Source organism: Nostoc sp. (genome assembly GCF_036919555.1).
Lineage (GTDB): Bacteria > Cyanobacteriota > Cyanobacteriia > Cyanobacteriales > Nostocaceae > Nostoc.
Window position 1 is genome coordinate 1 of the sequence record NZ_JBALCS010000009.1, and the last position, 14,500, is coordinate 14,500.

At 42.8% G+C, this 14,500-nt stretch carries 16 protein-coding genes, 2 pseudogenes and 1 riboswitch; of the genes and pseudogenes, 15 read left to right on the forward strand and 3 right to left on the reverse strand.

What is annotated here, in order from left to right; genetic code table 11:
• Nucleotides 1–267 precede the first annotated feature (267 nt).
• A complete protein-coding gene (locus tag V7K36_RS03525) occupies nt 268–621 on the forward strand; it encodes a hypothetical protein (protein WP_335113252.1) in 354 nt (117 codons plus the stop codon).
• Nucleotides 622–842: 221 nt separating this feature from the next.
• On the opposite strand, the pseudogene V7K36_RS03530 reads toward V7K36_RS03525, so the two are convergent.
• Nucleotides 843–1,073 (reverse strand): annotated as a pseudogene (locus V7K36_RS03530) (type II toxin-antitoxin system HicB family antitoxin).
• A complete protein-coding gene (locus V7K36_RS03535) occupies nt 1,073–1,285 on the reverse strand; it encodes a type II toxin-antitoxin system HicA family toxin (RefSeq protein WP_335113254.1) in 213 nt (70 codons plus the stop codon). The pseudogene V7K36_RS03530 and the gene V7K36_RS03535 overlap by 1 nt, the downstream one beginning before the upstream one ends.
• Nucleotides 1,286–1,544: 259 nt before the next feature.
• Between V7K36_RS03535 and dgt the strand changes: the two genes are divergently transcribed.
• The 13 genes and pseudogenes from dgt to V7K36_RS03600 form a co-directional block, all read left to right on the forward strand.
• Nucleotides 1,545–2,483, forward strand: a complete 939-nt coding sequence (gene dgt, locus V7K36_RS03540) for a dGTP triphosphohydrolase (RefSeq protein ID WP_335113256.1) — start codon at nt 1,545–1,547, stop codon at nt 2,481–2,483.
• Complete coding sequence (locus tag V7K36_RS03545) at nt 2,384–2,878, forward strand: hypothetical protein (protein ID WP_335113258.1); 495 nt, start codon at nt 2,384–2,386, stop codon at nt 2,876–2,878. Before dgt ends, V7K36_RS03545 begins: the two co-directional genes overlap by 100 nt.
• Before the next feature lie 611 nt (nt 2,879–3,489).
• A riboswitch (cobalamin riboswitch) is annotated at nt 3,490–3,627 on the forward strand.
• A 39-nt stretch (nt 3,628–3,666) separates the two neighbouring features.
• Nucleotides 3,667–5,187, forward strand: a complete 1,521-nt coding sequence (gene cobG / locus V7K36_RS03550) for a precorrin-3B synthase (protein WP_335113260.1) — start codon at nt 3,667–3,669, stop codon at nt 5,185–5,187.
• 113 nt (nt 5,188–5,300) lie between these two features.
• A complete protein-coding gene (locus tag V7K36_RS03555) occupies nt 5,301–5,927 on the forward strand; it encodes a precorrin-8X methylmutase (RefSeq protein WP_335113262.1) in 627 nt (208 codons plus the stop codon).
• A gap of 2 nt (nt 5,928–5,929) precedes the next feature.
• Nucleotides 5,930–6,634 carry a precorrin-2 C(20)-methyltransferase gene (locus tag V7K36_RS03560; protein WP_335094015.1) on the forward strand — a complete coding sequence of 235 codons (705 nt, stop codon included), beginning with the start codon at nt 5,930–5,932 and terminating at the stop codon, nt 6,632–6,634.
• A 546-nt stretch (nt 6,635–7,180) separates the two neighbouring features.
• The gene (locus tag V7K36_RS03565; protein ID WP_335113264.1) at nt 7,181–7,576 is read left to right on the forward strand and encodes a hypothetical protein; all 396 of its coding nucleotides are present in this window, start codon (nt 7,181–7,183) and stop codon (nt 7,574–7,576) included.
• Between the two features lie 114 nt (nt 7,577–7,690).
• The gene (locus tag V7K36_RS03570) at nt 7,691–8,083 is read left to right on the forward strand and encodes a hypothetical protein (RefSeq protein WP_335113265.1); all 393 of its coding nucleotides are present in this window, start codon (nt 7,691–7,693) and stop codon (nt 8,081–8,083) included.
• A 94-nt stretch (nt 8,084–8,177) separates the two neighbouring features.
• Complete coding sequence (locus V7K36_RS03575) at nt 8,178–8,504, forward strand: ArsR/SmtB family transcription factor (protein WP_335113277.1); 327 nt, start codon at nt 8,178–8,180, stop codon at nt 8,502–8,504.
• Between the two features lie 246 nt (nt 8,505–8,750).
• Nucleotides 8,751–9,836: a PstS family phosphate ABC transporter substrate-binding protein gene (locus V7K36_RS03580; RefSeq protein ID WP_335113278.1), complete on the forward strand. Its 1,086-nt coding sequence runs from the start codon at nt 8,751–8,753 to the stop codon at nt 9,834–9,836.
• 75 nt (nt 9,837–9,911) lie between these two features.
• Entirely contained in the window at nt 9,912–10,976 is a 1,065-nt protein-coding gene (arsB, locus tag V7K36_RS03585; protein WP_335113279.1) for an ACR3 family arsenite efflux transporter, read from the forward strand.
• Nucleotides 10,977–11,007: 31 nt separating this feature from the next.
• The gene (gene arsC / locus V7K36_RS03590; RefSeq protein ID WP_335113280.1) at nt 11,008–11,406 is read left to right on the forward strand and encodes an arsenate reductase, glutathione/glutaredoxin type; all 399 of its coding nucleotides are present in this window, start codon (nt 11,008–11,010) and stop codon (nt 11,404–11,406) included.
• Between the two features lie 62 nt (nt 11,407–11,468).
• Entirely contained in the window at nt 11,469–11,702 is a 234-nt protein-coding gene (locus tag V7K36_RS03595) for a hypothetical protein (protein ID WP_335113281.1), read from the forward strand.
• Between the two features lie 103 nt (nt 11,703–11,805).
• Nucleotides 11,806–11,982, forward strand: a pseudogene (locus V7K36_RS03600) (arsenical resistance protein ArsH); the annotation flags it as partial.
• A gap of 57 nt (nt 11,983–12,039) precedes the next feature.
• Here V7K36_RS03600 and V7K36_RS03605 read toward each other — a convergent pair.
• Nucleotides 12,040–14,190: a glycoside hydrolase family 10 protein gene (locus V7K36_RS03605; protein WP_335113283.1), complete on the reverse strand. Its 2,151-nt coding sequence runs from the start codon at nt 14,188–14,190 to the stop codon at nt 12,040–12,042.
• Between the two features lie 80 nt (nt 14,191–14,270).
• On the opposite strand from V7K36_RS03605, the gene V7K36_RS03610 reads away from it, so the two are divergent.
• Entirely contained in the window at nt 14,271–14,426 is a 156-nt protein-coding gene (locus V7K36_RS03610) for a hypothetical protein (protein ID WP_335113285.1), read from the forward strand.
• Nucleotides 14,427–14,500 lie beyond the last annotated feature (74 nt).

A 14,500-nucleotide genomic window follows, 5' to 3' on the forward strand; every position in this document is an offset into this window, starting at 1 on the left:
TAATAAAACAATGGCTAAACCTTTTAAGTGGACTTACAAGGGTAAAGTCCTGGCTATCTAATAGTCTGTTTATTTCCGCCAAGCTGTACTAGTCGCTTGCCTGTTCTGATTATAGCTGCTGCTTACCAAGCGGCTTCGGCTTATTTGGGACAAAGCTATCTAGCTCTTGCAAGCCATAATGCTGCGGATGAGTAAACAGGGGCACTTGGAGATGTAGAAATTATACTTCTCAACGAAGAGAATGTAATCACTAGCTATGAAATGAAAATGAAGAAGGTTACGGTGGATGATATTAACCGTGCCATCCAGAAAATTAGAAATTATCGTCAAAATATTGACAACTACATTTTTATAACTACAGACTTGATTGATCAATCTGTTCAAGAATATGCTTCAGGCATTTATGAACAAACAGGTGGAATTGAAGTTGTAGTTCTAGATTGTATCAGTTTTATTCGTCATTTTCTACATCTTTTTCATCGATTACGAATGGTTTTTTTGGAGGCATATCAACAATTAGTACTTGATGAACCTGATAGTGCTGTCAGCCAACCTTTAAAAGAAGCATTCCTCGCACTACGCCAAGCCGCTGAAAGTAGCAAAGAGGAGTTAGAAGAATGAATGTCTATTTATGATTACAGGACGGTATCCTTTGAGATTTCCTTACAAGATTTATACAACAAGGTGAAGTTTGAGCTTGTTTAGTCGCAAGGGGAAAGTAGTGATGTTGAGGGATTGGGGTAAGGTGCGTAGGCGTAGCCCATCGTACCCCTACGGGGAAGCAAGCTACGCGTAGGTCTGGCAGAGAAGATATCGCCCTACGCAAACCATCTAAAAAAGATTTAAGCCACTTTTAATGGTTTCTGAGGAAAAGTAATTGGCTCTGGCAAAGGTTTTCCTTGCTCTTTATACCATTCAATCAGAGACTCAATTACTTCCTATCCATGTTTAGCCGCTTCTTCATAAGTCTTACCATGAGTGTGGAATTGCTGCCAAGGAAATTCTGGTAAGTGTACTAAGTAGCAATTATCCTCATCTGACCATTGAATTACCATACTATAGCGATCGCTCATTATTCTTCCTCTATTTCTCCTAATTGCTTTAAAACACGATTGCCTTGCTTTTCCAAATATCGGGGTGCATCGTCTCCATCTTTTCTAGCAATAGTAACTGGTTTATCAGGTATCAATGGGTAAGTCCAGAAGGTATGACTAGCTTTTGCAGGACGATAGACAAACCCGGTCTTCAACAAAATTGCTTTTAACTCTCTAATTTTCTTGGGCATCTACCCTTAATCTAAATCCCCATACTGATTATTGTCCATTAAGCTGAGGAAGCGATCGCTTAATTTCAGTAGACCAAAAAGTTCTACAATCGCCAAAAAAAGTAGTTTACGATACCGTTTTTTAGTGTAGTTATTACTTAAACCGCTTTGATGTAAGAGGATAAATTAGTTACTCGGTGAAAAGTAGAGTTACAATGCGGCATTGCCCATTGCTTCTAGCTAGGGGGCATTGTCTAACCTACTTTCACATAACACAGCAATGATGGACTGGAAGCAACTCCTGACACCAAAAAGACTTGGCAAGATTGAACCAGAAGACCTCCAGTTTGATCGTACTCCCTTTCAAAGAGACTATGATCGCCTAGTGTTTTCTTCACCTTTTCGTCGTCTCAAAGATAAAACTCAGGTTTTTTCTTTGTCCACAAATGATTACATTCGCACTCGTCTCATTCATAGCCTTGAAGTTTCTTGTGTCGGTCGCTCTCTTGGCAGAATAGTGGGTGAGGCAATTGTAAAAAAATATGACTTTAATCAGGATGGATTACGTGCTTCAGACTTTGGTGATATCGTATCTGTTGCTTGTCTAGCTCATGATATCGGTAATCCTCCGTTCGGTCATTCTGGAGAGGATGCTATCCGTACAGGATTTGAATCGTGGTACAACACTGTTAATCATGTAGGAGAGGAACTTCTCAGCAAGTCTCAAAAAGCTGACTTTGATTCATTTGAGGGCAATGCACAAGGTTTTCGTATTCTAACTAAGCTTGAAATGCCCCCCAGCAAAGGTGGAATGCAACTCACCTGCCCAACTTTAGCTGCTTTTACAAAGTACCCTAGAGAATCATTACTATCAGAATCTACTTTAAACGGTTACTCAGGTAGAAGTGTTAAAAAATATGGTTTCTTTCAGGCAGAAAAAGATTTATTTGCTGAGGTAGCAGAGACAGTTGGGCTAATTCGCCGTCATGATAATGCAGCATGGTGGTCTCGACACCCGCTTGCTTTTCTTGTTGAAGCAGCAGATGATATTTGTTACTCAATTGTTGATGTAGAAGACGGTCATCGGATGAAGTACATCTCCTTTGAAAAACCGAGTACTTGCTTAATAAAATTGCAAATATTGATATTAATAAGCATGATGAAAGCGAGGAAGAAAAAGTTAAGCAACTTCGTGCCAAAGCTATCCACAATCTTATAAAGCAGACAACTGATATTTTCTTCGCACACGAAGAAGATATACTTTCTGGAAAGTTTGATAAAGACTTGTTATCTCTAAGCAGTTATGCAAACCATCTAGAAGAAATTGCAAAGGAAACCCGTGAGGCTGTTTTCCAACATCGTGATGTTGTTAGTATCCAGATTGCTGGGTATGAAGTTTTAGGGAAACTATTTGCTGAATTTGTTAATGCCGTTCTTCACAACAGTAAGAAAGATAATTTGGTCTATCATATGCTTCCCAAAGAATATAATAATCCGAATTCGGGCGAAGATACCTATAAGAAAATTCTTAGAGTTACAGACTATATCTCTGGCATGACTGATTCTTACGCTACCAGTTTATTCCAACAATTTAGCGGTATTTCCTTGGGATAAAATGACTGCGATCGCACCCTCCCCCACGAACTTAGATAAAATCACTATGGTACTATAGGACTAGTATTTGATTTCTGAAAAGATACCTAGGGGAGCCAGTGCGTTGCGGAGGTCCCCTCCGTTGTAGCAACTGGCGTTGTGTTAGCGACAGCGTAACGCACCATCATCAAGGGTTTGGTGCGTTACGAACTGCGTTCTAACACACCCTACAATACCTAATTTTGTTCAAAAATCAAATATGATTCCTATAGTTAACCCTTTCTAAATCTAATGAAAAGCGATCGCTCTTGTTTTTGCACCCTTTGATATTTCCCGAATTAACCCAAGTTGCTAGTTACTCTCCGTTAGCACTTTGCATTGGCGTATTCATAATAAAATCCCCTCCAGATAGAAAAAACAAGGGATGAAAGCTGCCAGAAGGTGTTTACGCCGCAGTGTTACATGGTAAAATACTCCCATCAGTACAAGATTTAAAAACCTACTCCCGGACTGGGAGAAAGTCACGCCCGAAAAACCTTGAGGAGATATCACTACGCTCTATGAGCAAACGTAGTGAGCCTAGGAACCTGAGTAATCAGGATATTAAAACAGCGATGTTTTAAGAATCTCTGACCCTTTAGGGCAGAGAGGGTCAACGTGCTAAATTACTAACACTTCGAGTTGGGAAACTCCGGTGAAATTCCGGGACTGTGCCGCAGCTGTGATGGGATCACCCAAGTCAGAATGCCAACTCTCAAGGACACACACACTATCTACTCTCTGCGTTGCACGGGGAAGGAGTTCCAAATTTGCTTTCTGGATTTGCCACTTGTCCTGGCCTGTTTTATGCTACACCTGCCGCAGATGGGATATTATCTCGCATTAGAATACCAGGTGGGATTATTAGTAGTCAGCAGTGCCGTGCGATCGCAGATATAGCAGAACAGCACGGTGGCGGCTATGTGGATGTGACTAATCGAGCTAACCTCCAAGTCCGCGAAATCCGCACAGGAATAAATGCTGAGATTCTCAAGTACCTACAAGATATCGGATTGGGTTCTGCTAATCCTGTTGTAGACCACATCCGCAATATTATGACCAGTCCAACTGCTGGTATCGACCCCCAGGAATTAATCGACACTCGCCCTTTTGTCCAAGGTTGGGATGATTATATTGCTGCACATCCGGCGCTTTCGGGACTGTCAGCAAAATTTAGCGTTTGCTTTGATGGTGGTGGGATAATTCGGGTGTGCGATCGCTTGAATGATATCGCCTTTGCTGCTGTCTTAGTTAACGGTAATGTTTACTTTCGTCTCCATCTCAGTGTGGGCGCAAAGGGTCAACCGCCTAGCGATATGGGAATTTTATTACCACCAGATGAATGTTTGCCCGTCTTGGCAGCTTTGGCGGATGTCTATCTAGCTCATAGTAATACTACAAGTAAGGGTCGGCTACGTCTCTTAGAGTTATTAAATACTTTCGGTTGTGAAAATTATCTCCAGGAAGTTAAGCAACGTCTACCTTTCCCTCTTTTATACAGTGAAACAAAAAAAGACTTAACTCCCCAACCCCCTTCCCTGCGTTCGCGAAGCGTGCCGAAGGCAGGGAAGGGGGAGGAATTTTCACTGCAAGGAGAGGGGAAGTATCAGCATATTGGCATCCACCCACAACGTCAGCAAGGCTTATTTTACCTTGGTATTGTCTTGCCCTTGGGGCGATTGGAAAGTAGACAGATAAAGGGTTTGGCAGATATAGCAGCAAAATACGGTAGCGGCACTCTGAGGTTAACCCCGTGGCAAAATTTACTCCTCACAGATATTCCTCAGCAATGGGTTGATGATGTCCAAAGTGAAATCGCTTTCTTAGGATTAAATACCTCTGCAACCAACATTAAGAGTGCATTAGTTGCCTGTTCTGGCAAAAAGGGTTGCGCCGCATCTGCCACAGATACCAAGGATCATGCGTTGGCATTGGCAGAATATCTTGAAACTCGCCTGACTCTGGATTGCCCAGTTAATATTCACTTTAGCGGCTGCGAAAAATCCTGCGCCCAGCATAGCAAGAGTGATATTACTCTCCTCGGTGTCAGCATTGAGGCTGACAATGGAACTGTTGAAGGATATCACGTTTATGTTGGTGATAGCAAGCATAAATTCGGACGTGAAATCTATCAATATGTGACTTTTGCCGAACTACCTGCATTAATAAAGCGGATGCTATATGTATATAAAATTCAACGCCTAAATTATAATGAGTCCTTTGGGGAATTTGCTAATCGATATGCGATCGCCCAATTACATCAATTATTTACGCTATTTTCAGGTAAATAGACCACGCAGTAAGGGCACAGTATTGCTGTGCCCCGACGACAGATGTGGTTCAAATACTTGAATTCTGCTGTAAGTAATCACAATTCAATCTAAAATCTAAAATCCCAAATTGAATGCCCGACTACATCCGAGATGCCAACGAAATTTACCGTAATTCCTTTGCAATCATTCGGTCAGAAGCGAACCTAGATGCGCTGCCACCAGATGTAGCAAAAGTTGCTGTGCGTCTCATTCATGCCTGTGGGATGACAGATATTGTCACTGACTTGGGATATTCACCAACAGCAGTACAATCTGCCAGGGCAGCACTGGCACAGGGAGCGCCAATTCTGTGCGATTGCCGGATGGTTGCTGAAGGTGTTACCAGACGGCGGTTGTCTGCAAACAATCAAGTTATCTGCACTCTCAATGAGCCAGAAGTGCCAGAAATTGCCCAGCGTCTAAATACTACAAGGTCGGCAGCAGCTTTAGAATTATGGCGATCGCACCTTGAAGGAGCAGTGATTGCAATTGGTAATGCGCCCACAGCACTGTTTCGGCTGTTAGAAATGCTCGATGAATTAGCTCACAAACCTGCTATAATCTTAGGCTTCCCAGTGGGGTTTGTAGGTGCAGCAGAATCGAAAGCAGCACTGGCAGCAGACAGCAGAAATGTACCATTTTTGACATTACATGGTCGGCGCGGTGGAAGTGCGATCGCGGCAGCAGCAGTTAACGCCCTGGCAACGGAGGAAGAATGATGATGAAAACCAAAGGTCGTCTCTATGGAATTGGTGTCGGCCCAGGCGACCCGGAACTATTGACTCTGAAAGCGCTGCGGTTATTGCGTGCGGCTCCCGTGGTAGCCTATCAATCAGCCACAGATAAGGCAAGTATTGCTAGAGCGATCGTGGCGCAGTATCTTCCTGGTAATCAAATCGAAGTGCTATTTCACCTCCCCCGCGCTTTGGAGCCAGAAAAGGCAAAGTCTATTTATGACAAGGAAATTGAACCAATTGCTGACCATTTAGCTGCGGGTCGAGATGTCGTGGTGCTATGTGAGGGTGATCCGTTTTTCTATGGCTCATTCATGTACCTGTTCACGCGGTTATCTGACCAATACGAAACAGAAGTTGTCCCCGGAGTTTCCTCACTGATGGCTTGTCCGGTAGCCTTGGGTGTACCTTTCACCTACTACACCGATATTCTTACCGTCTTACCCGCCCCATTACCAGCAGAAGAACTGACTACACATCTGCTGATTACCGACGCCGCCGCAATTATGAAGCTGGGTCGTCACTTTACCAAAGTACGAGATATCCTGCATAAATTAGGGCTAGCATCACGAGCAAGATATATTGAGCGGGCATCAACGTCACAGCAACGTATCGTACCCCTGGATGAAGTTGATCCAGATAAAGTACCCTATTTCTCAATGATTGTGATTCCAACTAAGAACCGACTGTGACATTACCCCGACCTAAAGGTGCGGGGCTTCCAAGAATTACTTCAAGGTTTTCCTAGTTGCTCCCTTACGGGTTTTCGACTTTGACCTAGACCGAGATATCTCAGTACAAGAGCAAACCGTCTGCATAGGCGTTTTGGATTCCGACGTGTCCCGCCGTACTAATTAGTTCTAACTATTTTAGCATATTTAGTGGCAGGTACGACGCTAGTAAATATAAAGCCGTGCTTCTAGCACGGGGTTTTAAACCCAATTCTCTAATAAACCAAAAACTAATACAGTTGAGTTAAGCATTTCTGTTCTTTTAGGAATGCGTTCTACTTCAAAATATCTGTTTTACCAGGGGCGATCGCATTTCCTGGATTTGGATAAATTCACAAAACGCATAAGCACCCCTTTTTGGAAGCAAAGCTACGGTGTACACACAAGTTTTTGAGAGTTGCCCCACAAGCTTTTGATCCCTTCAACCCCCTTAAAAAGGGGGACAAGAACCCTGAAAGTCCTCCAATTTATCGCGGAATTTAGGAGGATCTAGACGATTTTGGTTTTGTGCATTGTGTACCTCATTTACTTGCAACCTTCTGTAGTTCACAACACAAGTCTGTTGGTTCACAATACAAGTCTGTTGGTTCACAACACAAGTCTGTTGGTTCACAACACAAGTCTGTTGGTTCACAACACAAGTCTGTTGGTTCACAACACAAGTCTGTTGGTTCACAACACAAGTCTATTGGTTCACAACACAAGTCTGTTGGTTCACAACACAAGTCTGTTGGTTCACAACACAAGTCTGTTGGTTCACAACACAAGTCTGTTGGTTCACAACACAAGTCTGTTCTCAACCATTTGTTGTCTAGGGAAGAACCCCACCCCCAACCCCCTCCCCGCAAGCGAGGAGGGGGCTATGATGTGCGTTATGTGATTAGGAAACGTTATAATTACTGAGCTAGAAATTCAATCTTATTAAAAAAAATATATTTTTTGCAAGTTTTACTGAACCACTATATTGTCTTTTTAAGGCACTCTAGAAAAATAAAGTTTAGTAAAAAGTATGCATTGATGCCACGCAAAAAAAGAAGCTCTCCCGTGCTAGAAAAAACCGAAGAGAAAGTAATCGGATTTAAATCGATTAATTCCAACCTCGACTTTGGTGATTCCATCAGTTTAAACCATTTAACCCAGTTAACCGGGCAACTCCGCAACCAGATTGACCAGTATAATATGATGTTAACCGCCCTTGACTCCGCAAAGGCAGAAATAGAAACCCTTGAAAAGACCATTCGAGAAACTTCAGAACGCTTAGTTAATGGTGTGGCCTTTAAGTATGGCAAAGACAGCCGAGAATACGAAATGACAGGCGGAGTACGCAAAAGCGATCGCATTCGTAAAGCTATTATTACCCGATTAAAATCAACCGCAGACTTAAAAGCAACTTCTACACAGACGGCGTAACGAGCAATAAGTAGGCATCATTACACCATGAGTGATGCCCATTGCTTTACGATGATTTAGACTTTAGCATTAAGAAATACTTCAAAAAAAGTTGATGGCTCTTAATAGCACCCTCACTCCTGATGCAATCGCTGCTAACTTTCATGCCCTGTCTGACCCCCTACGGATTCAAGTATTAGAACTGCTGCGCTCTCAAGAACTATGCGTGTGTGACCTGTGCGACCACCTGGGAACCACTCAGTCTAAACTGTCTTTTCACCTCAAAACCCTGAAAGAAGCTGGTTTAGTTCGCCCTCGTCAAGAAGGGCGCTGGATTTACTACAGCCTCAATCTGCCGCAGTTTATTGCCTTAGAGCAGTATCTAGCAGAATTCCGCCGCTTTAGCCCAATATTACCTATTCGTCCTCCCTGCGAGACTTAAAAATTCATCAATTTTTTTTGTAATGTTTTGTTTACTTCTAGCTCTATAGTCATTGATAAATCAATTTTTTTTGATATGATATAAGTATATCGGCACGATAAAACCCATGTATATTTAGTTTTATAAAAACTGTGTGATCAGCGATTTATAAGCTGTTTGCTGATTTTACATTTCGTCATATAGGTTAATTTTTTAACGCCAACTTACTTAGATATACTGTTGATATAACTCACAGGGATGGTGTCTATGAAGACAACAGCAAAGGAATTGGCGATGCCTGGGTTGGGCTACGCCTACGCACTGGGAATATTAGCTTTAACGACTAGTTGCACAGTAGCATCTAACACATCTGCTCAAACTCAGGAGTTACAGAATGAAGCTAAGGTAAGAAATTCTGGTAAGGCTGCAACAACAATAATCGAAATTGATGGTTCCAGCACGGTCTATCCCATTACACAAGCGATCGTCAAAGACTATCAAGCTAACCCAAAGAATCAGGTACAGGTTGCAGTTAACATTTCCGGTACTACTGGTGGGTTTGAAAAATTCTGTGCTGGAGAAACCGATATTAGCGACGCTTCCCGACCGATTTTGAAGGCGGAGATGGAAACTTGCAAGAAAAATGGTGTGGCGTATATGGAGTTTCCTATTGCCTTTGATGCGCTTACCGTCGCCGTTAATCCGCAAAACAATTGGGCAAAAGACATCACAGTAGCAGAATTGAAAAAGATTTGGGAACCGGAAGCCCAAGGGAAAATTACTCGCTGGAACCAAGTACGTGCATCTTGGCCAGATCGCCCACTTAATTTGTATGGTGCTGGGAAAAAGTCTGGTACTTTTGACTACTTTACAGAAGCGACTGTAGGTAAAACTAGAGCCAGCCGTAATGACTACACAGCGAATGAAAATGATGATGTATTGGTGGATAGCATCAGCAAAGATCCAAATGCTTTAGGTTACTTTGGCTACGCCTATTACGAAAAATCCCAAAATAAATTAAAAGCGCTAGCAATTGACGGTGGCAAAGGTGCAGTACTGCCATCACGTCAAACTGTAGAGAAAGTTCAGTATCAGCCCCTTGCTCGACCTTTGTTTATCTACGTTAATTTTCGGGATAACCAAAACAAAGCATTAGTAAATAAATTTGTAGAATTTTACATTGATAAAGCACCAATAACGGCTAGTGCTGTGGGCTATATACCTTTACCAAATGACAGCAAACACCTCAATTATGTTCACTTGTATCAAGGCAAAGTGGGAACTGTATTTGAAGGAAAAGCAGAGATGAACCTAACAATTGGGGAATTATTACGGAAGGAAGGAAAGTTTTAGACATGGACAATCATCCAAACCAACTGAATTGTTCATTATGAAACTTTGAATAAAGTAACCTGTATGGACTCTGTAATGAACAAAAAGACTTCAAAACGCCTCTCTTTTATTGACCGCTTCCTAACCTTGTGGATTTTTTTAGCAATGGCAATCGGTGTTGGTCTGGGCTATTTCTTTCCGGGAGTAAAAGCTTTTATCAACCAGTTCCAAATAGGAACAACTAATATACCGATCGCCATCGGGTTAATTCTGATGATGTATCCACCTTTAGCCAAAGTGCGATACGAAGAATTAGGGGATGTATTTCGCAACGGAAAGATTCTTGGTGTGTCACTAATTCAGAATTGGATCATTGGGCCAATTTTGATGTTTGCTCTAGCGACTATCTTCTTACACGGTTATCCAGAATACATGACGGGATTGATTCTGATTGGATTAGCCCGGTGTATTGCAATGGTAGTTGTGTGGAGTGATTTGGCACGAGGCAATACAGAGTATACGGCTGGATTGGTTGCCTTCAACAGTATATTTCAAGTCATCTTTTATAGTCCTTATGCCTGGTTTTTCATCACTGTATTGCCGCCACTGTTTGGGTTACAAGGCAGTGTTATTAATGTCAGCATTGCCGAGATTGCCAAAAGTGTGTTTATCTATCTCGGTATTCCCTTTTTAGCTGGATTTTTTACTCGTTTCTTCTTAGTGAAAATGAAAAACAAGCAGTGGTATCACGAGGAATTTGTGACTAAAATCAGCCCGATCACGCTGATTGCTCTGTTATTTACAATCGTGGTTATGTTCAGCTTGAAAGGGAATTTAATTGTTCAAATTCCCTTAGATGTGGTGAAGATTGCAATTCCGATGATCATGTACTTTGTGATCATGTTTCTGGTCAGCTTTTACATGGCTTGGCGCATTAAGACAGATTATTCTAGAGCCGCAAGTGTAGCGTTTACAGCAGCAGGAAATAATTTTGAACTAGCGATCGCAGTGGCGATCGCAGTGTTTGGCATTAATTCGGGTGTTGCTTTTGCCGCCGTTGTCGGGCCTCTGGTGGAAGTGCCTGTATTGATTGGTCTTGTTAATGTTGCTTTCTGGTTTGAAAAACGTTATTTTTTGCCATCTGAATCGAGAAACTTTTAAATTTACTCAAATTATTTGGAGAAGTTGAACCATGAAACGTGTGATGTTTGTCTGTAAAAAGAATTCTGCCCGTTCCCAAATGGCAGAAGGTTTTGCCAAAACTCTTGGTAAAGGAAAGATTGAAGTGATTAGCTCTGGCTTAGAAGCAAGTGAGGTCAGACCAGAAGCGATCGCTACTATGAAAGATGCAGGTATCGATATTACCGATCAACACTCCAAACCCCTTAGTGATTTTAAACCAGAAGACTTTGATGTAGTGATTTCTCTGTGTGGCTGTGGCGTGAATTTGCCACCTGAGTGGGTTGTGCGGGAAGTCTTTGAAGACTGGCAGTTAGATGATCCGGCAGAGCAACCGGAAATTTTTGCTCGTGTGCGTGATGAAATCAGGGAACGGGTCACTCGCCTACTCCAAGTTACATCCGTTAAATGAGGCTAAACTTAATGGAGCAACATTTTTAGAACTAGCCTACTGTTAGATACTGGGATAAGGGAATGGATGAAGATTGGTGGAAGAACTTAAAGTCTGAAACGATAAAAGATAGGCTACCAGGAGTATTCATGATCTGCGCGACAGGACTAATTTTCTATGTTCTACTCGTTGTTTTGTTATGGATATGCCGTCCTTGGCTCAACAAACCCAAAGCAAATTTTCACGAAAAATATGTTTCCCAAGTTCAAGTCAAACGTGCAAGGATAGCAAGCCTCACATCTTCTGGTTTGGAATAACCAATAGGCATCTCCAGAAATTAGGTTTTCACCAAGACAGGTTAACAATTCAAAATTCAAAATTCAAACATTTTAGACAATTTCAGATGAAGAGGAGTGCGGTCTGGCTGTCATGCAAGTGAGCGGTGGTTCGCAGTCTTTCAACGCCGTCAACACATTAAGAATTCTTGGACGCTGGATGCGGATGTTTACTATCCCCAATCAATCCTCAGTGGCTAAAGCATATCAGGAGTTTAACGAAGACGGCACTATGAAGAATTCGCCCTACCGTGATCGCGTTTCCCGTCCCAGGCGATGTCTACGACGGGCGTAGCTGCGGCACTCATAGCACTTTTGTTCAACTCACTGTAATAACTGTTCCCACACTCTCATTCGCCAATCTATCCACCGCACAGACGGCATAGGTTCCCGCTAGTTGGACAGTAGCGAAGGTTGTGCCAGCAGACAAAATTCGCTGAATTGTCCAAATATCACCACTCTGACGATAAAGTGTCCAAGAACGAACTGGCTGATTATCTCCGGGCTGCCAACTCAGTTTGCGATTATTAACTTGTAGTTCAATGGGTGGAGGGAGTGATGTTGTATCCTGCCAAGACAAAGTTGGCGGTAGCGCAGGTTTGTTATAAAGCAGACTTTGGAATTTATCAGCAATGCCCTGATTATTTTCCCTCAAAACACTGAGATTAAAGAAGATATTCCCTAGTGACAACTGTCCAGCTTGGCTACGACTAATTTTCACCTGCTTTTCAATCTCATCACTCTCCCGACTCTTGTTACTTGGTTCTGTCAAATTGTTACCAGCGTAAACGTGTCTTTGCTTGGTATTTACCTGTGTCCACCACTTTAGCAACGCCGAATAACTTTGTTGGGTTTGATCTGTACGCCAGTAAAGTTGAGGAGCAATATAATCAATCCAGCCTTGTTCTAACCATTTCTTCGAGTCAGCATACAACACGTTGTAAGCGTCCAACCCAGTAATACCAGCAGGTTGTCCGGGGCGATAAATCCCAAAGGGACTAATACCAAATTTAACGTCGGGTTTGGTTGTTTTAATTCCCTGCCAAAGGCGCTGTACCATTTTGTTAACGTTGTCCCGTCGCCAGTCGCCAAGGCTGAGTGTACCACCAACTGCTTTATATGCAGCATAAGTTTTATCATCGGGGAAAGACTGTCCCTCGATGGGATATGGATAGAAATAATCATCTAAGTGAATACCATCAACATCGTAGCGCTTCACTACGTCGATAATTACGTTGTAAGCTCTGTCCTGAACTATTTTCAGTCCTGGGTCCATCCAGCGTTGAGTTTTCCACAAATAAACGCTTTCTGGATTGGTCGCTGCTATGTGGGGACGGACAGTTTTGGCTGGGTCAGTGGAAGTGCTGGCGCGGTAGGGGTTAAACCAAGCATGAAGTTCAATATTACGCTTGTGACATTCTGCGATCGCAAACGCTAAAGGATCATAAAATGGTTCTGGTGCTTGACCCTGAGTTCCTGTAATCCAAGCACTCCAAGGCTCTAATTTGGATTCATATAAAGCGTCTCCCTCCGGTCGCACCTGAAACATCAGGGCATTGAAGTTAAGCGCTTGTAATTTAGTAATAATCTCGCTGAGTTCAGCTTTTTGTTGGGCAACAGAAAGTCCCGCTTTGGAAGGCCAATCACCATTCCACACAGATACTACCCATACCCCCCGGAACTCCCGGCTATGATTTAGCCTAACACTACCGACAGGTGTGGGCGTGGGTGTTGGTGTTGCTATCGGTGTTGGTATGGGCGTGGGTGTTGGTGTTGATATCGGTATTGGTATGGGCGTGGGTGTTGGTGTTGATATCGGTGTTGGTATGGGCGTGGTTGTTGGTGTTGATATCGGTATTGGCGGCTGCACGAGGTAACTAGAAGCAATTTTTTCTGCCTGACCTAAATACACCAAAGCTTGATAAATAATCACTGCCACATCTGCACGGGTGGCGGCGAGATTGGGATTGAGTAATTTCACATTTGGGAAACTAACTACCAATCCAGCCCTAGTAGCAATAGCTATATGATTTCTGCCATACCCAGGAATCTGAACAGCATCTTGATAAATTTGTGGGAGTGCCCAGAGGAGATCAGGTTTTACCTTGGTGGCAATTTCTAAACCTGCTACCAAGGAAACCAAGACTTCTACTCTAGTAATCCGGTTAGCAGAACGGAAGGTATTATCACCAAACCCGCTAATAAATGCTTTTTCGTAAGCTGCTTGAATGGCCGCTGCTGCCCAATAATTAGTGGGTACATCAACAAAGGGGACATACTGCCGCTTCTTAGAAACTGTCCCAAATGCCTTGGCAACTATAGCGGCAAATTCAGCGCGGGTGAGTGAGTTATCGGGGCGATAAGTCTCATTCGGCAATCCACTGATAATACCACGTTGGGCTAAGGCTGTAATAAATAAACGTGCCCAATGGTTTTTAACATCCGAGAAGGGAGGAGTAATAGATACCATTGTTGATTGCAGCTAGCTGGCCTTGATTTTGATTTCCTTAGTTAATTTAGCAATATATATTCACAGCGATCGCTGCTGCAATGTCTTGTAAACTTTCACTCTCGAAGTTTGGGCATTGGGCATTGGGCATGGGGCATTGGGCATTGGGCATTGGGCATGGGGCATTGGGCATGGGGCATGGGGCAGTAATAATTGCTATTTCCTATTCCCCATCTACTAAGTACAGTTTTGCGTAAAAGCGTAGTTTTTTAATGCGGGGGAACGCATTAACATTGCATTGAGAGGCAATGTCAATGCAAAAAGACGGATT

Bases quoted from the DNA above. Each gene is read 5' to 3' on its own strand.
- V7K36_RS03525 (WP_335113252.1), top strand. From the start codon at position 268: ATGAAGAAGGTTACGGTGGATGATATTAACCGTGCCATCCAGAAAATT.
- V7K36_RS03535 (WP_335113254.1), bottom strand. From the start codon at position 1,285: ATGCCCAAGAAAATTAGAGAGTTAAAAGCAATTTTGTTGAAGACCGGG.
- dgt (WP_335113256.1), top strand. From the start codon at position 1,545: ATGATGGACTGGAAGCAACTCCTGACACCAAAAAGACTTGGCAAGATT.
- V7K36_RS03555 (WP_335113262.1), top strand. From the start codon at position 5,301: ATGCCCGACTACATCCGAGATGCCAACGAAATTTACCGTAATTCCTTT.
- V7K36_RS03560 (WP_335094015.1), top strand. From the start codon at position 5,930: ATGAAAACCAAAGGTCGTCTCTATGGAATTGGTGTCGGCCCAGGCGAC.
- V7K36_RS03570 (WP_335113265.1), top strand. From the start codon at position 7,691: ATGCCACGCAAAAAAAGAAGCTCTCCCGTGCTAGAAAAAACCGAAGAG.
- V7K36_RS03575 (WP_335113277.1), top strand. From the start codon at position 8,178: ATGGCTCTTAATAGCACCCTCACTCCTGATGCAATCGCTGCTAACTTT.
- V7K36_RS03580 (WP_335113278.1), top strand. From the start codon at position 8,751: ATGAAGACAACAGCAAAGGAATTGGCGATGCCTGGGTTGGGCTACGCC.
- arsB (WP_335113279.1), top strand. From the start codon at position 9,912: ATGAACAAAAAGACTTCAAAACGCCTCTCTTTTATTGACCGCTTCCTA.
- arsC (WP_335113280.1), top strand. From the start codon at position 11,008: ATGAAACGTGTGATGTTTGTCTGTAAAAAGAATTCTGCCCGTTCCCAA.
- V7K36_RS03595 (WP_335113281.1), top strand. From the start codon at position 11,469: ATGGATGAAGATTGGTGGAAGAACTTAAAGTCTGAAACGATAAAAGAT.
- V7K36_RS03605 (WP_335113283.1), bottom strand. From the start codon at position 14,190: ATGGTATCTATTACTCCTCCCTTCTCGGATGTTAAAAACCATTGGGCA.
- V7K36_RS03610 (WP_335113285.1), top strand. From the start codon at position 14,271: ATGTCTTGTAAACTTTCACTCTCGAAGTTTGGGCATTGGGCATTGGGC.